Annotated in this window: 23 protein-coding genes; 12 read left to right on the top strand and 11 right to left on the bottom strand. The window is 61.8% G+C overall.

Features of this window, described 5'->3' with window-relative positions:
* Positions 1-8 precede the first annotated feature (8 nt).
* From ABDB84_RS17820 to ABDB84_RS17835, 4 genes are all read right to left on the bottom strand, one after another.
* Positions 9-2,168: a TonB-dependent hemoglobin/transferrin/lactoferrin family receptor gene (locus tag ABDB84_RS17820; RefSeq protein ID WP_345921126.1), complete on the bottom strand. Its 2,160-nt coding sequence runs from the start codon at positions 2,166-2,168 to the stop codon at positions 9-11.
* Positions 2,169-2,473: 305 nt separating this feature from the next.
* A complete protein-coding gene (locus tag ABDB84_RS17825; protein WP_345921127.1) occupies positions 2,474-2,764 on the bottom strand; it encodes a hypothetical protein in 291 nt (96 codons plus the stop codon).
* 127 nt (positions 2,765-2,891) lie between these two features.
* Entirely contained in the window at positions 2,892-3,365 is a 474-nt protein-coding gene (locus ABDB84_RS17830; RefSeq protein WP_345921128.1) for a tRNA (cytidine(34)-2'-O)-methyltransferase, read from the bottom strand.
* A 75-nt stretch (positions 3,366-3,440) separates the two neighbouring features.
* Positions 3,441-4,175: a ComFC family protein gene (locus tag ABDB84_RS17835; RefSeq protein ID WP_345921129.1), complete on the bottom strand. Its 735-nt coding sequence runs from the start codon at positions 4,173-4,175 to the stop codon at positions 3,441-3,443.
* A 54-nt stretch (positions 4,176-4,229) separates the two neighbouring features.
* Here ABDB84_RS17835 and bioB point away from each other — a divergent pair, with 54 nt between their 5' ends.
* From bioB to ABDB84_RS17855, 4 genes are all read left to right on the top strand, one after another.
* Positions 4,230-5,243, top strand: a complete 1,014-nt coding sequence (bioB, locus tag ABDB84_RS17840) for a biotin synthase BioB (protein WP_345921130.1) — start codon at positions 4,230-4,232, stop codon at positions 5,241-5,243.
* Between the two features lie 103 nt (positions 5,244-5,346).
* A complete protein-coding gene (locus ABDB84_RS17845) occupies positions 5,347-6,606 on the top strand; it encodes a citrate transporter (RefSeq protein WP_345921131.1) in 1,260 nt (419 codons plus the stop codon).
* An 11-nt stretch (positions 6,607-6,617) separates the two neighbouring features.
* A complete protein-coding gene (locus ABDB84_RS17850; protein WP_345921132.1) occupies positions 6,618-7,505 on the top strand; it encodes a methyltransferase domain-containing protein in 888 nt (295 codons plus the stop codon).
* 6 nt (positions 7,506-7,511) lie between these two features.
* Entirely contained in the window at positions 7,512-8,474 is a 963-nt protein-coding gene (locus ABDB84_RS17855) for an alpha/beta hydrolase (protein WP_345921133.1), read from the top strand.
* A 240-nt stretch (positions 8,475-8,714) separates the two neighbouring features.
* Here the strand turns inward: ABDB84_RS17855 and ABDB84_RS17860 are convergent, their stop codons facing one another.
* The 3 genes from ABDB84_RS17860 to ABDB84_RS17870 all read right to left on the bottom strand — a co-directional run bounded on the left by ABDB84_RS17860 (position 8,715) and on the right by ABDB84_RS17870 (position 10,902).
* Positions 8,715-9,296, bottom strand: coding sequence for an NAD(P)H-dependent oxidoreductase (locus tag ABDB84_RS17860; protein ID WP_345921134.1), 582 nt, complete (start codon positions 9,294-9,296; stop codon positions 8,715-8,717).
* Positions 9,297-9,395: 99 nt separating this feature from the next.
* Positions 9,396-10,175 (bottom strand): DODA-type extradiol aromatic ring-opening family dioxygenase, encoded by a 780-nt coding sequence (locus ABDB84_RS17865; RefSeq protein WP_345921135.1) that lies wholly within the window; start codon positions 10,173-10,175, stop codon positions 9,396-9,398.
* Between the two features lies 1 nt (position 10,176).
* Complete coding sequence (locus ABDB84_RS17870; RefSeq protein ID WP_345921136.1) at positions 10,177-10,902, bottom strand: glutathione binding-like protein; 726 nt, start codon at positions 10,900-10,902, stop codon at positions 10,177-10,179.
* 152 nt (positions 10,903-11,054) lie between these two features.
* Here ABDB84_RS17870 and ABDB84_RS17875 point away from each other — a divergent pair, with 152 nt between their 5' ends.
* Entirely contained in the window at positions 11,055-11,960 is a 906-nt protein-coding gene (locus ABDB84_RS17875) for a LysR family transcriptional regulator (protein ID WP_345921137.1), read from the top strand.
* A gap of 7 nt (positions 11,961-11,967) precedes the next feature.
* On the opposite strand, the gene ABDB84_RS17880 is transcribed toward ABDB84_RS17875, so the two are convergent.
* Positions 11,968-13,791, bottom strand: a complete 1,824-nt coding sequence (locus ABDB84_RS17880; protein ID WP_345921138.1) for a tetratricopeptide repeat protein — start codon at positions 13,789-13,791, stop codon at positions 11,968-11,970.
* A gap of 12 nt (positions 13,792-13,803) precedes the next feature.
* Entirely contained in the window at positions 13,804-14,577 is a 774-nt protein-coding gene (locus tag ABDB84_RS17885) for a hypothetical protein (protein WP_345921139.1), read from the bottom strand.
* 152 nt (positions 14,578-14,729) lie between these two features.
* Between ABDB84_RS17885 and ABDB84_RS17890 the strand changes: the two genes are divergently transcribed.
* Positions 14,730-15,029, top strand: coding sequence for a hypothetical protein (locus tag ABDB84_RS17890; protein ID WP_345921140.1), 300 nt, complete (start codon positions 14,730-14,732; stop codon positions 15,027-15,029).
* Positions 15,030-15,163: 134 nt separating this feature from the next.
* Here ABDB84_RS17890 and ABDB84_RS17895 read toward each other — a convergent pair whose 3' ends face one another.
* A complete protein-coding gene (locus ABDB84_RS17895) occupies positions 15,164-15,331 on the bottom strand; it encodes a LiaI-LiaF-like domain-containing protein (protein ID WP_345921141.1) in 168 nt (55 codons plus the stop codon).
* Positions 15,332-15,504: 173 nt separating this feature from the next.
* Here ABDB84_RS17895 and ABDB84_RS17900 point away from each other — a divergent pair, with 173 nt between their 5' ends.
* From ABDB84_RS17900 to ABDB84_RS17925, 6 genes are all read left to right on the top strand, one after another.
* Entirely contained in the window at positions 15,505-15,939 is a 435-nt protein-coding gene (locus ABDB84_RS17900) for a flagellar basal body-associated FliL family protein (protein WP_345921142.1), read from the top strand.
* Between the two features lie 233 nt (positions 15,940-16,172).
* On the top strand, positions 16,173-17,837 hold the full coding sequence (gene ettA, locus ABDB84_RS17905) for an energy-dependent translational throttle protein EttA (RefSeq protein WP_345921143.1): 1,665 nt from the start codon (positions 16,173-16,175) through the stop codon (positions 17,835-17,837).
* A 142-nt stretch (positions 17,838-17,979) separates the two neighbouring features.
* The gene (locus ABDB84_RS17910) at positions 17,980-18,504 is read left to right on the top strand and encodes an ATPase (RefSeq protein ID WP_345921144.1); all 525 of its coding nucleotides are present in this window, start codon (positions 17,980-17,982) and stop codon (positions 18,502-18,504) included.
* Positions 18,501-18,680, top strand: a complete 180-nt coding sequence (locus ABDB84_RS17915) for a hypothetical protein (protein ID WP_345921145.1) — start codon at positions 18,501-18,503, stop codon at positions 18,678-18,680. Before ABDB84_RS17910 ends, ABDB84_RS17915 begins: the two co-directional genes overlap by 4 nt.
* Positions 18,677-18,925, top strand: a complete 249-nt coding sequence (locus ABDB84_RS17920) for a DUF2442 domain-containing protein (RefSeq protein ID WP_345921146.1) — start codon at positions 18,677-18,679, stop codon at positions 18,923-18,925. The genes ABDB84_RS17915 and ABDB84_RS17920 overlap by 4 nt, the downstream gene beginning before the upstream one ends.
* 19 nt (positions 18,926-18,944) lie before the next feature.
* Complete coding sequence (locus ABDB84_RS17925; RefSeq protein ID WP_345921176.1) at positions 18,945-19,610, top strand: HipA domain-containing protein; 666 nt, start codon at positions 18,945-18,947, stop codon at positions 19,608-19,610.
* 156 nt (positions 19,611-19,766) lie between these two features.
* Here ABDB84_RS17925 and ABDB84_RS17930 read toward each other — a convergent pair whose 3' ends face one another.
* Entirely contained in the window at positions 19,767-22,217 is a 2,451-nt protein-coding gene (locus ABDB84_RS17930) for a P-loop NTPase (RefSeq protein WP_345921147.1), read from the bottom strand.
* Positions 22,218-22,267: the final 50 nt, after the last annotated feature.

Raw genomic sequence — 22,267 nt, forward strand, 5'->3', positions numbered from 1 at the left:
GTGACTCCTCAGAAATCGTAACGGGCGGAGAGCTGGACATTGCGTCCGGGCGCGCTATAGGCATCCTTGACGCTGCTGTTGTCGGCCAGTCCGCGAACATCGGACCAGAACCAGTAATGCGCATCGAAGACATTGTTGACGTTGAGGTTCAGCGACCAGCGATCACTTGCTTTCCAGGACGCCCCGACATCGAGCACGGTCCAGGAAGGCGGCGCGAACTGCAGCGTCGTGCTCGAATCGGTATCGCTCTGCTTCTTGCGCCGGGCGTGGGTCAGATTGGCGCGTGCAGTCCAGTCCCCCAGTTCGTAGCGTGAGCCGAGCACCAGGCGGATCGGCTGGATGGTGTCGAGCGGCAGCGTGGCGCCATTGCTTTCACTGTTGCCACGCGACCAGGCGATGCCACCATTGACGAGCAAGCGTGTGGCCGCCTGCCACTCACCGCGCAGCTCAGCGCCCCAGATGTGGGCCCGCGCCAGATTGATGTACTGGAACACGGTCGGATCAGCCGTCGTGCCGCTGCCACTGACCGCACGCTGTGAGATGAAGTCGCGATAACGATTGTCATAGGCCGCCAGCGAGTAACGCCAGGCAGCCAGTTTGCCGCGCAGCCCCAGCTCGACACTATTGGCGCGCTCGGCACGCAGGTCGGGATTACCGATGGTGGTGTAGCCCGATGCAGGATTGCTGAATCCGTTATTGACCTGATCCGGCGTCGGCGCACGGAAGCCGCGCGCCAGCTGCAAATAGGGCGCCAGCGCCGGCAGGGCGCGCCAGACAAGCCCCAGGCGCGGCGTAATCGCCTTGTCACTGAGCGCATAGGTGTTGCCGCTGTAGCCGCTGCCCGAAGGGTCGAGTTTGTAGTGGTCATAGCGCAGACCGGGGATCACGCTGAGCTTGCCCAGCTCCACTTCGTCCTGCGCAAAAGCACCGGTCTGCGTATAGGTGGTGTCCGGGAATGGCTTGCTCGGGAAAGTCTCGCCAAACGGCGGCACCGTGCCGTCGCGCAGGCCACTGATCTCGCTGCGGCTCCAGTCCACGCCATAGCTGAGGCGCTGCGGCGCGCCGGCCGTCAGATTGCTCTCCAGCAGTACCGCCGCACCGACCGTCCCCTGCTTGTAATGGCCATCACGCACGCGATCCGCCGACGTGTTGCGGTCTTCAAACGCATATTGCTTGGCCTTGGCATCCTGCCAATAAACCCGGCTCTCGGCGCGTTGAATCCAGTCGGCATTGAGATTGGTATAGCGGTGCTCCAGCGACACCCGGTCGCGCGTCAGCGTGTCATCCGCATCCAGATCCAGGGTGCTCGACGCGGCCAGCGGCGGCACCGCGCGCGCCGAATAGACCTCGGTGGTCTGGTCGCGCTGGTGGCGCTCAATCGTCAGCCCGAAACGATGCAGGGCATTGAGCGTCAGATAGGCCTTGCCCAGGTAGGACTGGCTATCGTAGTCAAGCGGATTGGCCGCCGTGCGCGTGATATTGGCCGACTCGTCGCTGCCGTGCGTCTTGGTTTCATGGCCATTGCGCTGATTGGTCAGGAACAGCCCTTCCCACATGCCGCTGCGCCCGGCGGCGGCCAGGGTGTGACTCCAGGAATCATCGACGCTGGCATAGCTGCTGCGCACAAAGCCACCCACATCCGAACCCTTGCGCAGCACATCCGCCGGGTCCAGGGTGCGCAGGCTCACCGCGCCGGCCAGCCCATCGCTGCCGTACTGGGTGGATGCCGGCCCGCGCAGCACTTCGACCGACTTGAGGGTATCGGTCGCAAAGTAATCACCACGCCCCGATGCGAAAGCACCAAAAGAGAAGCTGTTGGGCACGCGCACGCCATCGAGCAGCATCAGCACCTGATTGCCTTCAAGGCCGCGCACATTGATCGAGTCGTTGCCGGCACGACCGGTCGATGCGCCGGCAGCCGTGAAGCGCGTGGACTGCGCACGCACCGAGACATCCAGCTCGTCACGGAAGACATCCTTGATGTCGCGTGCGCCACGCTCCTGAATGCGCGCCGCCGACGTCACCGTGACGGTGTTGGGCACATTGTCGACGCGACGCTCGGTGCGCGTGGACGTCACCGTCACCTCATCGAGCCGCGCCGCAGGCTCCCGCTCGGCCTCAGGCTTGAGCGCCGCGGCCGCCTGCTGCGCACTCGCTTCGGCACACATGCCGAACGCCAGAAGCAACGCGAGGGCAAGCGGACTGCGGCGTGGAAGCCCATGACTGGATTTGAGGAAAGATGAATTGCGGAACATGCACGGCACACGGATCTCCTGAACAAAAATGGAGCACGGGCTGGCATGAGAGGGCTAGCTGGCACACAACCACGAACAAACACGATGCGCTGCGCGGCTCGGCTTGATTCGACCGATGCTTGATTCAGCTCAAGCCCAGCGCAGGCGATTTGCTCAAATATAAATGAGAATCATTATCGATACAAGACGGACGCGCCCATTTCCTCAGCGCATGTTCCTCAAGCAGGCGCGCTGCCTGCACCGCTACCGCAGTGCGGGTCCGCAGCAGCCTGGCCCAGCCAATGATCGAGCATTTCAAGACAGGCTTCACGCAGCACCGGGCTCACCTTGGTCGAATTGGCGATCAGCGCCAACTGCCCGCAGACCGCCTCGGCGACACGCTGCTCGCAATCCGGGCATTTGCCTTCACGCATGTAAAGACCGAGCAAGTGCAAGAGATTGGCGAGGGCGCGATCGCTGCCGCTGACTGCTTTCGAGCTTGTTTCAAGTGATTTGCCGCGTGGGTTCATGCCTGCGCCTCCATGGAGTATTGGACACTGCCGGGGAATCCGGACAGCGCATGGAAAGCACTCTAGATGATAATGATTCTTATTTCAATACCACGGACGCACGCAGGGCTTTTGCCCGAAACCGCGCTCAGCCCTGCTCTGCCGCCCCGGCAAAACCGAGCTGACGCCAGGCCTCAAACACCATCACGGCGGCGCTGTTGGCGAGGTTGAGGCTGCGACTGTCAGGCAGCATCGGAATGCGCAGACGTTGCCCGGCCGGCACGCTCTCACGCAGTTCGCGCGGCAAGCCGCGCGACTCCGGTCCGAACACGAACACATCTCCAGCACGGTACTCGGGCGTCACATGCGGCACGCTGGCATGGGTGGTGAGCATGAACATGCGCTGCCCGGCCAGCGCCGCACAGCAGGCGTCCCAGTCCTCGTACTCGGTGAACACCATGCGCTCGCGATAGTCCATACCGGCGCGGGTGAGGTTCTTGTCGCTGAGTTCGAAACCGAGCGGCCGCACCAGATGCAGACGGGTGCCGGTATTAGCGCACAGGCGCATGATGTTGCCGGTATTGGGCGGGATCTCGGGCTGGAACAGAACGATGTGGAACATGCCGGGGCTCGGGAAGTGAAGCGGAAAGTGACGCACAAGGCGCGCGGCTGCGTACGGGGCAGCCAGGGCGGGCGGCTATTGTCGCCTGAGCGGCAAGGTACGCGCCAGCACCAGATTGCTCACCGCTGCAGCGCCCGCCAGCTTGAGCGTGCGCGCCAGCTCGTCGAGCGTTGCGCCGCTGGTCATCACGTCATCGATCACCAGCACGCGCTGCCCGGAAAAGTCCTCACAGCAGCGGAAAGCGCCACGCACCGCACGTCGTCGCGCACGCTGGCGCAAGCCGGCCAAATGCGGTGTATCGATGTCGCGCAGCACCGCACGATAGCGCAGCGGCCGCTGCAAGACCCTGGCTACCCCGCGCGCCAGCTCCAGCGACTGGTTGAAACCGCGCTCGGCCAGGCGCCGCGTGTGCAGCGGCATCGGCAGCACGCAATCGGCCTCGATGCCCTCGGCCGCGCAGAGCAGGATCTCGTGGAAATAATCGAGCAGCGCAAAGCCATGTCCGGCCTTGAGCGCCAGCACCATCTCGCGCAGCGGCGTCTCATACAGGAAAGCCGCGCGCGTGGCGTCGAAATGCGGCGGGCGCTGCAGGCAACGCCCGCACAGCGCGCCATCCGGGCTGGGCAAGGCGCATTGCGGGCAGGCCTGAGTCGGCGCCAGCGGCAAACGGTCCGCACAGGCGCTGCACACGGCAAACGGCGAGCAGCGCGCGCCGCAAACAAAACAGCTGTGTGGCCAGCTGCGCGCCAGCCCGGCCAGCAGCGGGCGCCACAAGATCTGCGCAAATGGCACGGACACGCGGTTTGACAAGGGCTTCACCTTTCCCGGATCATTGACGGTTGCCTCTTTGCATTCAGGAACCCCATGAGCGCCAGCCACAGCCCCGCGACCAGCCAAGCCCAGGAAATCAAACTCACACTGCGGCCCCGCATCAAGAAGGCCGAGGAGTCGGATTGGACCACCGACGATGTTGTCGCGCTGTTCGAGCTGCCCTTCAACGACCTGATGTTCCGCGCCCAGCAAGTGCATCGCGAACACTTCGATGCCAATGCCGTGCAACGCTCGACCCTGTTGTCGATCAAGACCGGCGGCTGTTCGGAGGATTGCGGCTACTGTTCGCAAGCCAAACGTTACCAGACCGGCGTCGAAGCCGAGGCGCTGATGCCCGTTGAGGAAGTCGTGGCCAAGGCGCGCATCGCCAAGGAAAGCGGCGCCTCACGCTTCTGTATGGGCGCCGCCTGGCGCGGCCCCAAGGATCGCGATCTGGAACCGGTGATCGAGATGGTCAAACAGGTCAAGGCGCTGGGCCTGGAGACCTGCGTTACCCTGGGCATGCTGCGCGAAGGCCAGGCCCAGCAGCTCGCCGCAGCCGGCCTCGACTACTACAACCACAACCTCGACACTGCCGCCGAGGAGTACGACTCGATCATCACCACCCACTCGCAGGCTGACCGCTTCGACACCATTGCCAAGGTGCGCGATGCCGGCATCAATGTCTGCGCCGGCGGCATCGTCGGCATGGGCGAATCGCGCCGCTCGCGTGCCGCGCTGATCGCCCAGCTGGCCAGCATGGAACCGCCGCCCGAGTCGGTGCCGATCAACAATCTGGTGCGCGTCGAAGGCACGCCGCTGGCCGATGTGCCGCCGATCGACATCTTCGAATTCATCCGCACCATCGCCGCCGCACGCATCACCATGCCCAAGAGCTATGTGCGACTCTCGGCCGGTCGCCGCGAGATGTCGGACGAAGCGCAGTCGCTGTGCTTCCTCGCCGGCGCCAACTCGATCTTCTACGGCGACAAGCTGCTCACTACCGGCAATCCGGAAGTCAGTGGCGACGAGGCGCTGATGCAAAAGCTGGGCATCAAGTCGGTCTAGGGCTTGCTACGAAGAAGCTGGGCGGGCCCGCATGCGCCGCCTTTGTCTGCTTTGCGACACTTGAACAAAGCCCTTCATCTCTGCAATCACAGGAAAATCCGCAATGAGCTCCATCGAACTGGCCGGCATTCCCGTTGAATTCATTTTCTTCGCCTGCACCCTGCTCGGCATCGCCCTGTTCCACAGCTACACCTTGCCCGTCGCCCTCGGCGGCCTTGCCACAGTCACCCTCTACAAACTCGCGGTCACCGGCTTTGCCCATGGCAGCGGCGTCGCGGGTCTGGTCAGCCACCTGGCGCACGAGTGGGTGATCCTCAGCAACCTGCTGTGCCTGCTGATGGGTTTCGCGATCCTCGCCCGCCATTTTGAAAAGAGCCACCTGCCCGTCATCCTGCCCAAGTACCTGCCGGACGACTGGAAGGGCGGCTTCCTGCTGCTGGTCCTCGTCTTCGTGCTGTCGGCCTTCCTCGACAACATCGCCGCCGCCATGATTGGTGGCGCCATGGCGCACCAGCTGTTCCGCGCCAAAGTGCATATCGGCTACCTCGCCGCCATCGTCGCCGCCTCGAATGCGGGCGGTGCGGGGTCCGTGGTGGGCGACACCACCACCACCATGATGTGGATCAGCGGCATCTCGCCGCTCGACGTGCTGCACGCCTTCATCGCTTCAGGCTCGGCGCTGCTGATCTTCGGCACCATCGCCGCCCGCCAGCAACACGCCTACAGCCCCATCCTCAAGAACGCCAATACACACACCCGCGTCGACTGGGCGCGCGTCGGCATTGTCGGCATCATCCTGGTTGCCGCCATCCTCACCAATGTGGTCGTCAACCTCTACTTCAACGCCGCTGCCGATCACTTCCCCTTCATCGGCGTCGCGGTGTGGATCGCCATCCTGCTCACGGTCGGTGTGCGCCGCCACGACTGGGAGATCATGCCCGAGACCTTCAAGGGCTCGATCTTCCTGCTCTCCCTGGTGCTGATCGCCTCGATGATGCCGGTTGAACGCCTGCCCGCCGCCTCCTGGCCGACCGCGCTGGGTCTGGGCTTTGTCTCCGCCGTGTTCGACAACATCCCGCTCACCGCGCTGGCCCTCAAGCAAGGGGGCTACGACTGGGGCGTCCTGGCCTACGCCGTCGGTTTTGGCGGCTCGATGATCTGGTTCGGTTCTTCGGCTGGCGTTGCCCTCTCCAACATGTACCCCGAGGCACGCTCGGTCGGCCTGTGGCTACGCCATGGCTGGCACGTCGCGCTCGGTTATGTCGTCGGCTTCCTGGTGCTGCTTGCCTTGCTGGGCTGGCATCCGCACGCGCCCAAGGTGAAGAGCACTGAAGCGGTGGTCGAACAAAGCGTCGCCCACTGAACCCTGCGCTGATGAGCATCCCGCAGGACTTCGAGATCGACCTCCAGCTGGCGCGCCGGCGCTTTGCCGCCAGCGCGCCGCATGCCCACAGCAATGACTTCCTCGCCCGCGAAGTCTCGGCGCGGATGGCCGAGCGCCTCGACTACATCCGCATCCAGCCGCAGCGCATTGTCGACATCGGCTGCGGCAGCGGGCGCGATCTGGGCATGTTCGCGCAGCGCTACCCGCAGGCGGCGCGACTCGGCATCGACCTTGCACCGCCCTTGCTCAAGCTGGCGCGCCAGGAGCGCAATTTCTTCCAGAAGCTGCTGCAACGCCACGACGCCACCCAGCTCGCCTGCGCCGACGCCAGCGCCCTGCCGCTGAAGAACGCCTGCGCGCAGATGGTGTGGAGCAATCTGATGCTTAACTGGCTGCACGATCCGCTGCCGGCCTTGCGCGAAATGCATCGCGTACTGGCCGTGGATGGCATGCTGATGTTCTCCACCCTCGGCCCGGACACCCTGCGCGAACTGCGCGCCGCTTTGCCGAGCAGCCAGGGCGAGCGCGTGCATCGCTTCATCGACATGCACGACCTCGGCGATTGCCTGCTCAAGGCCGGCTTTGCCGAACCGGTGATGGACATGGAAAGCATCACCCTCACCTATGCCGAGCTGGACGACCTGCTGCGCGATCTGCGCCAGGCCGGCGGCCAGAATGCCTCGACCGCACGACCACGTGGCCTGTCCGGCAAACAGTCCTGGCAGCAAGCGCGTGCGCACTACGAGCGCCTGCGCCGCGACGGCCGCCTGCCCGCCACCTTCGAAATCGTCTATGGACATGCCTGGAAGGCGGCACCGAAAAAGCTCGACGACGGCCGCAGCGTGATCGACTTCAAACCCTATCCGGGCAAGCGCTGAACGAACATGAAATGGCTGATCAGCTGTCTGTTGCTATTGTTCGTCACGCTGAGCGCCAGCGCGCAAAGCCACACGGAAGAGAGCCAAGTCGACACCGGCAGCGGCGTGCTCTATGGCAGCTTGCAGCGCCCCGACACGGCGGCGCCCGGCCCCGTCGTGCTGATCATTGCCGGCTCCGGCCCGACCGACCGCGACGGCAACTCGCCCCTGCTCAGCGGCCACAACGACGGCCTCAAACAGATTGCCGAAGCGCTCGCCAGCCAAGGCATCGCCAGCCTGCGCTATGACAAACGCGGCATCGCGCAGAGTCGCGCGGCACTCCCAAGCATGGCGACGCTGCGCCTGGACGACCTGGCCAATGATGCCGCCGCCTGGTTGCGCCAGTTGCGCAAGGACCGGCGCTTCAATGCAGTGTTTGTCGCCGGCCATAGCGAGGGCTCACTGCTCGGCATGCTGGCCGCCCAGCAGGTGCCTGTCGAGGGCTTCATCTCGCTCGCCGGCCCCGCGCAGCGCGCCTCGGACCTCCTGCGCCTGCAGATCAAGCCGCAGCTCTCAGCTGAAGACTTCAAGCAGGCCGATGCCGCACTGAGCGTGCTGGAAGCGGGCGGTACGCCCGAACTATGGCCCGCATCCATGGTTTCGCTGTTCCACCCCAGCCTGCATAGCTACGTGGTGTCGTGGATCCAGCGCGTACCGGCTCAGGAGCTGGCCCGCCTCGACGTGCCCTGCCTGATCATCCAGGGTACGCTCGATGATCGCGTGCCTCGCGGCGAAGCGCGCGCACTGCAAGCAGCGCGGCCGGGCGCCGAGCTGCTGATCGTGCCCGGCATGACGCACACGCTGAAACTGGCTGAAGCGAATCGCGACAGCATCATCCGCAGCTACCACGACGCAAGCATGCAGCCGCCACCGGCCATGCTCGATGCGCTGGTGAAGTTCATTCGCAGCCATCCCAAGCCGGGCGCCTGACAGACCACGCATTGCGTGAATGCCGCAGGTTTAGGCTCATTGCATTTTTGTACGCCGATCTGTAGACGCGAAGGGCACGAAGAAAAAGCGAAGGTCCGCAAAGGAAAAGCAATTCATGCTTCCCTTTGCGGACCTTCTGTCTTTATCTGCGGCCTTTGCGACGAAATATCCAGCGCTTAAAACCTGAATACGCCTTCAGTGCACTGCACTAACGCAATGGGTAGCCTTTTCTGTCCTCAATCAGGCACCACGCACCCAGCGTGCGGCGGTGTTGGCGACGCGTGCGCCGAACAGCTTGGCGGTTTCGAGGTCGCCCGGCAGCGGGCCTTCTTCGGGGCTGGAGTCGGACGGCGATTGCGCCATCAGGCCCGAGAACGAGGCGACGTAGTTGATGTCATTGCGCTGCGCCGCCTTGCTGTTGGACGGCATCAGGCCGGTACCGACCCAGACCATCGAATGCTGCTGCGAGAGCGTGAAGAGGTAGTGCAGGGTCGACAGCTTGTCGCCATTCATCGAGGCCGAATTGGTGAAACCGGCTGCAATCTTGTCCTTCCATTGTTGGGTGAACCAGGGCTTGCTGGTGGCATCGATGAACTTCTTGAACTGCCATGGCACCGAGCCCATGTAGGTCGGCGCACCGAAGATGATGGCATCCGCTGCCTGCAGCTCGGCCCAGCCTGCTTCGGGCAGATTGCCTTCGGCATCGACAGCCAGCAGGCTGACGCTGGCACCGGCCACGCCGGCAGCACCGGCTTCAACCGCTTCGGCCAGCTTCTTGGTGTGGCCGTAGCCGCTGAAATACACAATCGCGATCTTGCTCATGAATCACTCCTTCTTGTTAGCTACTGCATAAGCGCCTTGCACGGCAAGGCAGACAAAGAAACGGCCGCCACGACGACGACAATGAAAACGACGACGGCATCAATCAAAACGATAGACGTCCATGGCCAATACGCCACCATCAAAACCACGGAAGGTGTTACGCGCCTGGTATGGCTCGCCCGCTGCGCCCAGCGCTGCAAACAAGGGCAGGAAGTGCTCCGGCGAGGGATGCGCGCGCAGCGCGTGCGGCGCCTGTGTCTCCCAGTCGAGCAACTCGTCGACGCGGCCCGCAATCAGGCGCGCATCGACCCAGTCGCGAAACTCTTCTGCATAGTTGCCATTGCCGGGCAGGCGCTGGGTGAAGAAATCGCGCAGGTTATGCGTCATGCTGCCCGAACCAATGATCAGCACGCCCTCGCTGCGCAAGGTTTGCAAGGCACGGCCGACGGCCAGCAGATGGCGTGCGCCACGGTCGGACTGCACGGAGAGCTGCAGCACCGGCACATCGGCATCCGGATACATATGCAAGAGCGGTACCCATGCGCCATGATCGAGCCCGCGTCGCGCATCCAGACCCGAACAGGTATCGGCTTCGCGCAGCAGGGTCTGCACGCGCTCGGCCAGTGCAGGTGCGCCCGGCGCCGGATACTGGATGCGGTACAGCGCTTCGGGGAAGCCACCGAAATCGTGAATCGTCGGCAGCTCGGCACCGCTGGTGAGCATCGGCACATTGGTTTCCCAGTGCGCCGAGACCATCAGGATCGCGCGCGGCTTGCCCAGCTCGGCTGCCAGGGCGCGCCAGCTGGCCGCGGCAGCGGTGTTCTCGATGGCGTGCATCGGCGAACCATGCGATATGTATAGGCTTGGCCACAGTTCCATGTCAGCTCCCTGCCTGTCTGATGGTTTGCGCGTCCTGGCCGAACAGCAGCTTGCGCGACTCTTCATTGACCGAGGGCTTGGCGCCCGAATTGACCTCCGCAGCCCGCGCATAAGCGCGCTGCGTCGCCGGCCGTGCGGCAATCGCCTCGAACCAGCGCTTCAGGTTGGGAAAATCGGCGAGATTCTGCTGCTGGCGCTCATGCGGCACGATCCACGGGTAGCTCGCCATGTCGGCAATCGAGTATTCCCCCGCGCCTTCGCCCGCGATGAAATCGCGGCCCGCCAGATGCTTGTCGAGCACGGCGTAGAGACGCGCCGTTTCCTTGATGTAACGCTCCATCGCGTAGGGCAGCTTTTCCGGCGCGTACTGCACGAAATGGTGGTTCTGCCCGGCCATCGGCCCGAGGCCGCCCATCTGCCAGAACAGCCATTGCAGCGCGGCGTTGCGGCCACGCAGATCCTGCGGGATGAAGCGGCCGATCTTGTCGGCCAGATAGAGCAGGATGGCGCCGGATTCGAAGATCGCGATGGGCTCGCCGCCGTCGACGGGCGCATGATCGACAATCGCCGGAATGCGGTTGTTCGGCGCGATCTTGAGGAACTCGGGCGCGAACTGCTCGCCCTTGCCGATGTTGATCGGCAGGATGCGATACGGCAGGCCGCTCTCTTCGAGGAACAAGCTGATCTTGTGGCCGTTCGGCGTTGTCCAGTAATACAGATCGATCATTGCTTGCTCCTGTACAGATGGCGGTGCCATAGCGGGCACCTGATGATTTTGCATTCTGCTCCCTTGCGTCAGAGGGATAAAGAATATCGACAGCAATTCATTGTTTCTTTTTCGGGGATAATGATTGGCATACGCGTTCGCAGGAGTGAAGAATGGATCGCTTTGAAGCCATGCAGGCCTTTTGCAAGGTCGTCGAGCAAGGCAGCTTTGCCGCCGCCGCCGAACGCCTGGACATCTCCACCTCGGCCGTCTCGCGTCTGGTCGCCCAGCTCGAAGCCCACCTGCAGGCACGCCTGCTCAATCGCACCACGCGGCGCACCAGCCTCACCGATGACGGCCGCGCCTATTACGAGCGCTGCCTGCAACTGATTGCCGACCTCGAAGAGGCCGAAGAACTGGTCGCCCACACGGGTAGCGCGCTGCGCGGCACCCTGCGCCTGACCGCCTCGATCGGCTTTGGCATCGGCCCGATGGCCGGCGCGCTGGCCGAGTTCTCGCGGCGCAATCCGGCACTGAAAATCGATACTTCGCTGTCCGACAACCAGGTCGACCTGGTCGAAGCCGGCCTCGACATGGGCATCCGCATCGGCCAGCTCGGTTCGCAAAACGTGGTGGCGCGCACCATTGGTCGCACGCGCATCCTGATGTGCGCCTCGGCCGGCTATCTGGCGCAGCACGGCACACCGCAAACGCCGGAAGACATGGCGCAGCACAACTGTTTCACCTATGCCTACACGCCGGACAGCCATATGTGGCGCTTCCAGCACCTGGACGGGCGCAAGGCCGAGGTACGCATCAAGGGCACCCACCACGGCAACAACAGCATGCTGCTGCGCGAACTGGCCTGTCAGGATCTGGGCATCGTGCGCGCGCCGGACTTCATCCTGCAAAGCGCGGTCGATCGCGGCGAGCTGGTCGAGCTGCTGCCGGACTGGACCGCCAACATGATCAATATCTACGTGATTTACCCCAGCCGCCGCCATCTCTCGGCCAAGGTGCGCGGCTTTGCCAACTTCCTGCAGGAATGGCTGGCCAGGGACGAGGCCAAGCCAGCTTGAGCGCGACTCAGCCCAGGCGTGCGAGCAGGCGCTGGCGGACTGCGTCGACGACGCCGGACCAATCGCCCGGCGCTTGCTGGCGGAACACGCTCAGGCTCGGATACCAGGGGCTGTCCTCGCGTTCGAGCAGCCAGCGCCAGCAGCCGTCGAAGCGATTGAGCAGCCACACTTCCTTGCCCAGCGCAGCGGCCAGATGCGCCACCGCTGTATCGACCGCAATCACCAGATCCAGCTGTTCGATCAGCGCGGCAGTATCGGCAAAGTCCTCCAGCGCTGCGCTGTGATCGATGATCTGCGGCCCCGCCCAGCCTGCCGCCTGCAGCGCGGCCAGTTCGGCCTCGGCCGCCGCGCCTTTTTGCAGGCTGTAGAAACTCGCGCCGGCCAGCTTGAGCGGCGCAAGCGCCTGCAGCGGAATATTGCGGCGCAGACCTGCGCGCCACACATCCGGCTGGCCCGGTCGCTCACCACCGGCCCACACCAGGCCGACGCGCAAGGCGTTGCGCTCACCCAGACGCTGCGCCCAGGTGGCGGCCAGGGCCGGGTCGCTGCGCAGATATGCCGGCGCCGCCGGTACGCTGGCCAGCGTCGTGCCCAGCGCCATCGGCAGGCTCAGCAGCGGGCAATGACAATCGTGCGCGGGCAGCGCGGCAGCCTCATCAAGCAGCTCGCTCACGCCATCCAGCGTGGCCAGCACGCGCAGCAAGGGCTGTGGCGCACGCAGGATCACACGGGCACCCTGGGCGGCGAGAAACACCGCGTAGCGGCAGAACTGCAGGGTATCGCCAAAACCCTGCTCGGCATGCAGCAGGATGCTGCGCCCGACCAGGGAAAAATCGCCGCGCCACTGCGGCCGATCGGTGAGCAGGCGCACCGCGCGCAGACTGCAGTCCCAGCGCCGCTCGTAGAGGCGCCAACCCGCCGCGTACTGGCCGCTGAGCAGGCAGATCATCGCCTTGTTGAAATAGGCTTCAGGCTCTTCGGGCCGCCAGGCAATCGCCTGTTCGTAGCTGGCCATCGCCTCGTCCAGGCGCATCAGGCTGCGCAATACCACGCCACGGTTATTGCAGGCCGCAACAAAGTCCGGTTGCAGCGCAATCGCCATGTCATAGCTGGCCAGCGCTTCGTCCAGCTGTTCGAGATCGGCCAGCACATTGCCACGGCTGTAGTGCAGCACAGCACTGTCCGGCTGCAGGGCCAGGGCGGCATCGTAAGCGGCCAGTGCCGCCTGCGGCTGGCGCAGATCGTCCAGTACATGCGCATACTGATGATGCGCATCGGCGTTATCCGGCTGCAAAGCCAGCGCCTGCAGGCAATCCTGCAGCGCCTCGTCGAAACGACCGAGCATGCGCAAGGCATGGGCGCGCTTGTAGCAGGCCTCCGCGCGCTCGGCGAGCGCGTCGGGCGCCGCGATGATGGCGCTGTAATCCAGTAAGGCAGCCGCGAAATCGCCCTGCTCGCTCCGCGCATTGGCGCGCTGCAGGTGGGCTGGCCAGTAGTCGGGCTGCACGGCAATCGCCTGATCGAAGCAGGCCTGCGCTTCCACCCGCTGCCCCAGCGACCACAGCACGAGGCCCAGATTGGTCTGCGCCTCGGCGTCCTCCGGTCGCAGCGCGAGCGACTGACGCAGGCGCAGCACGCCGGCCTCGACCGCCCCGCTCTGAAACTGCGCCATGCCCGCCAGGCGCAACAGACTATGCGGTTCTGGGCTGGTCGCCAGCAGCGCTTCGTAAATCGCTAGCGCTTCACTCAGCGCGCCAGCCTGATGCAGCAACAGCGCTTCGCGCAGCTGGGTCGCTGCGGCCTGTTCCGCGCTGCCTGCGCCGGTGTGCATCAGCGCCTGCGCCTAGTTGGCCGTTGCGCGGCGTGCCTGTTGCCAGGCGCGCACGGCTTCGGAAGACTGGCTGAGGATGCGCGTGCGCAGATCTTCCGGCAGCGCGGCAGCGAGTGAAGCGAACAGCGATTGCGTGGTCTCCAGCGCCATGCCTTCGACGGCGATGCCTTGCGAGAGGCAGCGCATCTGGATCGAGGCCAGCGCATCGGCGATCAGCCGCCAGCCGTGCACCGGCATCTGGCCGAGCAGGGCCAGCATCATGCCGCCGAGCTGCTGCAGGATCTCATCGGCCTCCTCGCGCACATCGGCCGCCACCATGGCATGCCACAGCGCCAGGTGCAGTTCGCGGCGCAACAGCACCTTGAAGTCGAAGGCGGCGGCTTCTTCCTCCTGCACGCGTTCAAAGAAGGCCTGGCAGTGCGCCTCTTCCTCAACGTCGATCTCGTCACGCAGGTAACCGACCAGCTCGCTGATGCCGCCCAGGCTGAGATTGCCGAAAGTCTGGCTGAAGGCCAGGCCCCACTGATCGAGGCCGCTGAGCAGCAGCGCCTTGCGCAGTGCCGTGCCCTCGCGGGTCGCCATCGCGGCCCAGCTGCCAAGGTGGGCGGCCAGCTTGGCCAGCGCCTGCTGGCGTGCCTCGCTGCTGGCCGTGCCCTCGGCACCGAGGCGGAAGGCCGTGGCGAACGATTCCTGCACCAGCCGCGCAGCTTGCTGCTGCACGTCACGCGGCGCCAGTTCGAGCAGCGCGTCTTGCGGCAGAGGGAAAGATTGGGGCGTGCTGTCCATGCGCGCGGATTCCATCAGATTCGAAGCCCGCCATTGTGCCGTATTCGCCGCCAGCCTGCCGTGCTGCGCCATTTGTCACACTCGGCATGTCGCAGGACAGAACTACGGCACGCGCATTGCTTGTGCACCGCAAACAAGCAGGAGAAAAGTCGATGGACAATCAACTGATACAACTGGTCGCGCGTCTGAAGATTCGTCTGCGTCAGGACCGCGGCTTTTCGGTCAATACCCAGAAATTTTTCGCCGAACGCCCCTACGCCAGCCAAGTGCTTGATAGTGCGGAAGAGAGTGATGACGAATCACTGGTCAGCCTGGCGCTGGAAATCCGCGAACGGCTCGGCTGGATCGCCCAGCCCCTGGTCAGCCCCAGCCCGGCGACGCAAGCCGCCCCCGCCAGCGCCCCACACGCCGAGAAAGTACAGTACGTTTTCGGCGCCCGCTCCTGGGGCTGAAACCCGTCAATTGCACCAAGCTTGCGCCGGCTGTCCGTCCAAATCGACCGCCGGCGTCTTTTTGAAGCCCGCCGCCCGCTGAACCAGCCAAGCGCCAGCAAGCGGCAGATCGGCCCGCAGCACCACCCGCGGCCCTACTTCTTGCGCCCCATCAGCCCCGCCACACCGACGGCGATCAGGATCACCGGCCACCAGGTGCGCAGCAGCGCACCGATCAGGCGAAAACTCAGGATGTCGAGGTTGTGCAGCAAGAACAGCACCCCGACCAGGATCAGCGCCACAGATCCGCTACGTGATTGCATCGTCACACACCTCAAAGTCAGACAGGGCCCCACTCTGCCAGCCGTCACCGGCCGCGTCCAGCCATGAACTTGCGACAGAACGCTTGATCACGCTCAAGAACTCCGCGCCAAGACCGTTAGCAGGAATAAGGCAGCTGCATAGGTGGCAGGCCACACGCCCCGGAGAAAGATAGATGAACACCAAACACGCGTCGGCATTGCTCACCCGCCTGGCCGCCCCCCTGCTGGCTCTCGGTCTGCTGTGCAGTACGCTGCCTGCATACGCCAGCGGCAAGGGCGAAGGCGGCGGCGGTCCCGCGCCGATGACCTTCACCGCCAATATCGGCCCCTACGGCCCCGATACCCCTACAGGCGGCGGTGTGCTGCAAGTCACCATGGTGCTGCAAACCGGCTCGCCCGAAGCGCAGCACGAAGTGGACACCTACAAGCCCAAGGTGACGCACCACATTTACCAGACCATCAGCAAATTCACGGTCAGCGAGCTGCGCGCGCCCAATGGCAAGGACAAACTGGTCGACGCCATCATCGACCGCCTCAACGCCGTGCTCAAACTCAAGCCCAAAGACGGCATCACCGACGTCTTCTTTACCAGTTTCATCGTCCAGTAAGTCTTCGCCGCGCAGCGAACGCTGCGCCGCACCCCTCTGCTTCCCACGGCAGTGCCCGCCCGACGCCCCGAGTGGCGTCCGGGCGGGTATCCTTACGTCTTTCCCATTTACAACGGATCAGGACTTCCCAGAACCGCTTCCGGCTAGGCGTCGCCGACGAAGATAGTACGAACGGTACAGCGAGGAGGCGCAACAACGCCGGAAGCGGTTCTGGGGAGTCCGCAAAAAGACACATGGCTCAATATGTAATGTCAATGCTTCGCGTGAACAAGATCGTTCCGCCCAAGCGTCAGATCATCAAGGACATCTCCCTCTCCTTCTTCCCCGGCGCCAAGATCGGCCTGCTCGGCCTCAACGGCTCGGGCAAGTCCACCGTGCTGCGCATCATGGCCGGCGCCGACAAGGAATACGACGGCGAAGTGCAATGGCAGCCGAACATGAGCATCGGCTACCTGCCACAGGAGCCCGAGCTCGACCCGAACAAGACCGTGCGCGAAGAAGTCGAATCCGCACTCGGCGAAGTCATGGAAGCCAAGACCAAGCTCGAAGAGGTGTACGCCGCCTACGCCGAGCCCGATGCCGACTTCGACAAGCTCGCTGAACTGCAAGCCAAGTACGAGAACATCATCTCGGCCAGCGGCGCCGACCTCGAAACCCAGCTCGAGATCGCCGCCGACGCGCTGCGCATCCCGCCCTGGGACGCCAAGATCGGCCCGCTCTCCGGCGGTGAAAAGCGCCGCGTCGCGCTGTGCAAGCTGCTGCTCTCCAAGCCCGACATGCTGCTGCTCGACGAACCGACCAACCACCTCGACGCCGAGTCGGTCGAATGGCTGGAGCAGTTCCTGGTGCGCTTCCCCGGCACCGTGGTCGCCGTCACCCATGACCGCTACTTCCTCGACAACGCCGCCGAGTGGATTCTCGAACTCGACCGTGGCGAAGGCATCCCCTGGAAGGGCAACTACTCAAGCTGGCTGGAGCAGAAGGAAGCCCGCCTGGCGCAGGAAGAGAAGAGCGAAAACGCCCACCGCAAGGCCATGAAGCAGGAACTCGAATGGGTTCGCCAGGGTGCCAAGGCTCGCCAGTCCAAGAGCAAGGCACGTCTGGCGCGCTACGAAGAAATGGCCAGCGTCGAATACCAGAAGCGCAACGAGACGCACGAAATCTTCATCCCGCCGGGCGAGCGTCTCGGCGACAAGGTCATCGAATTCAACGGCGTCTCTAAAGCCTTTGGCGACCGCCTGCTGATCGACAAGCTCGACTTCATCATCCCGCCCGGCGCCATCGTCGGCGTGATCGGCCCCAACGGCGCCGGTAAATCGACCCTGTTCCGCATGATTCAGGGCCTCGAAAAACCGGACACGGGCGAAATCGTCCTTGGGCCCACCGTCAAGATCGCCGCCGTCAACCAGACCCGCGAAGGCCTCGACGACAGCAAGACCGTCTTCGACGCCGTCGCCGGCGGCGCCGACATCCTCACCGTCGGCAAGTTCGAGATGCCCAGCCGCGCCTACATCGGCCGCTTCAACTTCAAGGGCGGCGACCAGGCCAAGATCGTCGGCAAGCTCTCCGGCGGCGAACGCGGCCGCCTGCATCTGGCCAAAACCCTGGTCGAAGGCGGCAACGTCCTGCTGCTCGATGAGCCCTCAAACGACCTCGACGTCGAAACCCTGCGTGCGCTCGAAGACGCCCTGCTGGAATTCTCCGGCTGCGTCCTCGTCACCTCCCACGACCGCTGGTTCCTCGACCGCATCGCCACCCACATCCTCGCCGCCGAAGGCGACTCGCAATGGACCTTCTTCGCCGGCAACTACGCGGAGTACGAAGAGGACAAGAAGAAGCGCCTGGGTGAAGAAGCGGCTAAGCCGAAGCGGATTCGTTACAAGCCAATCAGCCGCTAAGCACCGCCACTCCCCTCTCCCGCTCGCGGGGCGCAGCAAGGATTTCGAGTTGCATGCAACTCGCTTGCGCAGCCGGTTGGCAGTGCAATGCCAACCGTGGGACGCGGAGCGGGGCTGGGGGAGAGGGCAAGCCAGCTCATCTATGACTGAAACCGGCCGCAAAATCGTGATCATTGCCGGCCCCAACGGGGCTGGCAAAACCACATTTGCGCGCGAGTTTCTGCCGCAAGAAGCGCACTGCCCGATATTCATCAACGCAGACCTGATCGCCGCAGGGCTGTCGCCTTTCGCTCCCGAGGCTGTTGCGGTCAAGGCTGGCCGCATCATGCTGGCCGAGATGGGCGAGAAACTGCAAGCAGGCCAAAGCTTCGCCTTTGAAACCACACTTTCCGGCCTCAGCTACGCGCGGCAGATTCCACAATGGCAAGCGCTGGGCTACGAGGTGAAGCTGTTTTTCCTGAGTCTGCCGGATGTTGAAATGGCGATATCACGTGTCGCCACGCGGGTATCACAAGGCGGACACAACATCCCTGAAGAAGTTATCCGCAGACGTTTTAATGCAGGTTTGCGCAACTTCCACGACACGTATAAAAACCTTGTCGATGACTGGATGCTCTACGACAATCAAGAAAAAGTACCACGGCCGATTGACTGGAGTGAACGATGAACACGAACAAACCGCTACCCACCGATCCGGATTTGCTCGGCTCCATCGAAGCCATCAAGCGCGCAGCGCAGCGCGCACTTGAAATCGCTGAAGCCACCAACACCCCCTGCTACGTGATGCAGGACGGGAAGATCGTCGATATCGCCCGCAAGCCTGACAAAACCCTGGCGAAATGACACAGACCGCCCTCGCTATTCGCTTCGATGAAGTCCGCATGTGGGTCGAACTTGCTGACGGGCGCGTGCTCGGCGTACCGCTCGCCTGGTTTCCGCGCCTGCTGCGCGCCACACCAGACCAGCTCGCAGCTGTTGAGCGGAGCCCCAGCGGCTTGCATTGGGATGCTCTAGACGAAGACATTTCCATCGCCGGATTGCTGGCAGGGCGTGGCGACATGACGCATTCGCCACAACTGGCAGTCTGAACAGATTCGCCACAAGCCGATCAGCCGCCGCTGGGCCAGCCTGCTTGTCGCCGAGCACCTCGCCCTGCAAAGCCTGCGCACCGCCGGGCTACCCGCCAGCCACAGCGAGCTTATCGAAGCCGGCGGGCAAACTTTTCTGCAGCTCGAACGCTTTGACCGCCTGCCGCGCAACCTGGCGCACGGGCAGACACCTGACGCTCCCACGCGCCTGGGCCGCCGCGCCATGGTCTCGCTCGCCGCGCTCGACGACGCCTTCGTCGGCCACGCCGATCAGCCCTGGCCGGTAATCAGCGCCAGCCTCTGCGCGCAAGGCCGCCTCAGCGCCGCCACTCAGTGCCAGATCGAACAGCTCTACGCTTTTGGCCTAATGATCGCCAACAGCGACATGCATCGCGGCAACCTCAGCTTCCTGCCCGCCGCCGACGGCCCACTACAACTCGCCCCCGCCTACGATATGCTGCCCATGCACTTCGCCCCGCGCGCCTCAGGCGAAATGAACAACCCCCCCCCCGGCTTGCACTACCGCAGCCCGCCAGCACTGGCGATTTGGCAAAGCATGCGGCCCATCGCCCAGGCCTGGGCTTACATCGCTGCAAACAACAGCCGCATCGACGACGAGATGCGGAACGCCAGTCGCGCACAAGCCAATACGCTAGAAAACTTCGCCGCAAACCTCGGCATTTGATGCCTGCTAGGCGCGGACGGAGTTCCAGCAACTCAGGCTCCGCCTGCCCACCTACCGCCACAGAGCGGAGTGCAAACTTCGCCACCCTGAACAAGGCGGGCGGTCACGCACGGGGGAAACATCCGGCGGGGCTTGCGCCCCCACCGTACGTGGTATTTATTTTTTTTTCGCGCGGACACTATCACCTTGAGAAAAAGCTATTTTCAAAATATCGCGCTTTGCTTCTTCAATTCGTGCATTAAGACGTCCGCGATTCTGCCTAGCGGACAGCTCCCTCATATACAGATTAGCCGTATCCTTTAGCTCATCAACACCCTCGAATTCCCTGACAATTCTAACGTGATACTCCGCCAGGGTGACGATAGGGTAGTCTGTATCTTCCTCAGAATGTCTGGCATCTAACTTGAGCAAAACCTCCTTTGCAATTTCTAGATTTTTATAGGCATAATCACGTGAGCCTCTCAGCGCACAAATCAAAAGCTGCTGCGCATAAGCGTGCTCAGTTTGCTTCATCGACCACGCAACAGAAGCAGAGTGCAGCTTACTTAACGCATTATCATGCTCGCCGACATCCCGGAGAGCCAGCCCATACTGCAAGTAATACAAACCATCCATCTCGAAATATTTCTCAAAATCCTCATATATTCTAACCATAGGACCTTTCCTGCCATTAAAAAAATTATTTAAGAAATTATGATTAATAGCATACTTAAACAACATAACATGATTTCTAGACATGTTTTTAGAAATCGGCTTCTCATTCCTGGAAAACGCCAACAACAAACCCCGAATAGCACGTTCTTTCAATTCCAGGGCAGCGTGACCGTCAAATAGCTTGTCGACATAAACCGGGTGTCTGGCACGATAACTACCGTCCGCAAAATGCACAATTCCATACGTAGCCGCTATAAGTTCATTGATATGCGTCCTTACCTCAGCACCTGACAATGCTGCCAGACACAAATCCTTTGAAATGCCTAGACCATGAATTGTCGCTAGCCCAACCAGAACGACAAAGACCCTTGCGTCATCGGAATCTAGCTTTAAAAAATCATCAGCAATAATTTTTTCAAACCCATAGCCTGTTGTAAGCTCCATCAAACCGATAAGCAATTGACGCTTAGACTTCTCAAGCAGCTGACTCTTTCGATCAAGCGGTCTTAGTTTTGCAACTCGCGACCATGGGCCATACTTCTCCAGCTTAGCTAGTATTTTTTCTGCGTCTGCCACCCCAATCTCCGTCAGCTTCAGCTGAACAGGCGAATGCCCCCCTAAGATCCACTCGGATCTTTGACGCCAAACATTCAACCTTTCCCCGCAAACAAACACAACCTTACTCAACCCCATGTCACGCAAAACACTAACAATTCCGTCGATTACACTTGAAGCCCTGTCTATAAAAAGATAATACGGCCCATCATTAACTTCTTCTAGTTTTTTTACAATAAAATCCAACCTAGAAACCGGCTGCTGTAAATAATAAACAGAGCGATCATTTTTCCTCGCCAGCGCAGCCGCTGCGCACATTAAAGCAGTGCTTTTCCCGGACCCAGCGGGCCCTGTCACGACATACAGTCTATTCCCATCCACAAGCTTATCTTCTAATATTTCATAAAAATCAAGCCTCGCGGGAACATCCTCAAAGATCTCATCCCAAGAAGGCTTAAACCCCATGTAAAACTCTCTTGTCTTTCCAAGAGACTTATCCGCATCAACCTTCCTTGATGCGGATATTTTTATAACTTTTGAAAAATCTTCATCAACATCTCCGCCTTCGCTCAATATCGCCAATTCGGGGTTTTTCAGCACAGCGACATCAATAGGTCTTCTACTATTTGAAACAGCCGAATCCACAATCGAAATGAAGTCCTTTAAAGAGCCTTTGATGTACTCAATATTTGCCGACATGAGCATTTTTCGATCCAAATCACTAATCTCAGGAAGGATCACATACGACCTTCCAGGCAAACCTCTTCCATCCGGCCAACAGCTTTTATAGTATTCGATCTGCTGGAAAAACAACGGCTCATTCAGTCTCGTTCCAATAAAAACAAATACGTTATTAAGATAATCCCTACCCAACTGCTTATACCACTCAGGAGGATTGCTAGCCGCCGAGGCGTATTCTGACGGAGAGAATATAAGACTCCCCTTGGATCTAGAGATACAACCATTCAGCTTAATTAAATCAAGGCGCCCATACAGACCATCCAAATCAGCCCAAGAATCTTTCCCATGCCTAACCACAACCTTCTGTTTTGAGTTTCTAGAAAAAGCAATATCTGCGGCATCATCTATATTCAGGGAATAAACACGCGGCCAAACATGTTTAGCCAAGCTTTCCAGCTCTGCAGACGGCATCAAACTCATAAACCTATCTTCCAGCAGAGAAATCAGCCTAGGCCCCATCTGATGTTTAGCAATTGCATATACTTTAGAAAGACAGCCCTCTTCATAGACGACATCAACTTCTTCGCATAGCAGCTTAGCCAAGCCCTCCCCAGAAAGAACGTCTCGCCCGTGAAAGTCTTTCGACCCAAACGATGTACCAGCTCCAAGCAATAGCATACACTGCCCAGATTTTATTGATTTAATTAGACTGTTCATATGAAATCCAATTCACAATTTAAATTAACCACGGGTGTCACCACGACAAC

The organism is Uliginosibacterium sediminicola, from assembly GCF_039631295.1.
GTDB classification, from domain to species: domain Bacteria; phylum Pseudomonadota; class Gammaproteobacteria; order Burkholderiales; family Rhodocyclaceae; genus Viridibacterium; species Viridibacterium sediminicola.

Bases quoted from the DNA above. Each gene is read 5' to 3' on its own strand.
- ABDB84_RS17855 (WP_345921133.1), top strand. From the start codon at position 7,512: ATGAAATGGCTGATCAGCTGTCTGTTGCTATTGTTCGTCACGCTGAGC.
- ABDB84_RS17930 (WP_345921147.1), bottom strand. From the start codon at position 22,217: ATGAACAGTCTAATTAAATCAATAAAATCTGGGCAGTGTATGCTATTG.
- ABDB84_RS17910 (WP_345921144.1), top strand. From the start codon at position 17,980: ATGACTGAAACCGGCCGCAAAATCGTGATCATTGCCGGCCCCAACGGG.
- ABDB84_RS17860 (WP_345921134.1), bottom strand. From the start codon at position 9,296: ATGAGCAAGATCGCGATTGTGTATTTCAGCGGCTACGGCCACACCAAG.
- ABDB84_RS17890 (WP_345921140.1), top strand. From the start codon at position 14,730: ATGGACAATCAACTGATACAACTGGTCGCGCGTCTGAAGATTCGTCTG.
- bioB (WP_345921130.1), top strand. From the start codon at position 4,230: ATGAGCGCCAGCCACAGCCCCGCGACCAGCCAAGCCCAGGAAATCAAA.
- ABDB84_RS17895 (WP_345921141.1), bottom strand. From the start codon at position 15,331: ATGCAATCACGTAGCGGATCTGTGGCGCTGATCCTGGTCGGGGTGCTG.
- ABDB84_RS17825 (WP_345921127.1), bottom strand. From the start codon at position 2,764: ATGAACCCACGCGGCAAATCACTTGAAACAAGCTCGAAAGCAGTCAGC.
- ABDB84_RS17865 (WP_345921135.1), bottom strand. From the start codon at position 10,175: ATGGAACTGTGGCCAAGCCTATACATATCGCATGGTTCGCCGATGCAC.
- ABDB84_RS17885 (WP_345921139.1), bottom strand. From the start codon at position 14,577: ATGGACAGCACGCCCCAATCTTTCCCTCTGCCGCAAGACGCGCTGCTC.
- ABDB84_RS17915 (WP_345921145.1), top strand. From the start codon at position 18,501: ATGAACACGAACAAACCGCTACCCACCGATCCGGATTTGCTCGGCTCC.
- ABDB84_RS17880 (WP_345921138.1), bottom strand. From the start codon at position 13,791: ATGCACACCGGCGCAGGCAGCGCGGAACAGGCCGCAGCGACCCAGCTG.
- ABDB84_RS17820 (WP_345921126.1), bottom strand. From the start codon at position 2,168: ATGTGTGCCGAAGCGAGTGCGCAGCAGGCGGCCGCGGCGCTCAAGCCT.
- ABDB84_RS17875 (WP_345921137.1), top strand. From the start codon at position 11,055: ATGGATCGCTTTGAAGCCATGCAGGCCTTTTGCAAGGTCGTCGAGCAA.
- ABDB84_RS17920 (WP_345921146.1), top strand. From the start codon at position 18,677: ATGACACAGACCGCCCTCGCTATTCGCTTCGATGAAGTCCGCATGTGG.
- ABDB84_RS17870 (WP_345921136.1), bottom strand. From the start codon at position 10,902: ATGATCGATCTGTATTACTGGACAACGCCGAACGGCCACAAGATCAGC.
- ABDB84_RS17900 (WP_345921142.1), top strand. From the start codon at position 15,505: ATGAACACCAAACACGCGTCGGCATTGCTCACCCGCCTGGCCGCCCCC.
- ettA (WP_345921143.1), top strand. From the start codon at position 16,173: ATGGCTCAATATGTAATGTCAATGCTTCGCGTGAACAAGATCGTTCCG.
- ABDB84_RS17845 (WP_345921131.1), top strand. From the start codon at position 5,347: ATGAGCTCCATCGAACTGGCCGGCATTCCCGTTGAATTCATTTTCTTC.
- ABDB84_RS17850 (WP_345921132.1), top strand. From the start codon at position 6,618: ATGAGCATCCCGCAGGACTTCGAGATCGACCTCCAGCTGGCGCGCCGG.
- ABDB84_RS17830 (WP_345921128.1), bottom strand. From the start codon at position 3,365: ATGTTCCACATCGTTCTGTTCCAGCCCGAGATCCCGCCCAATACCGGC.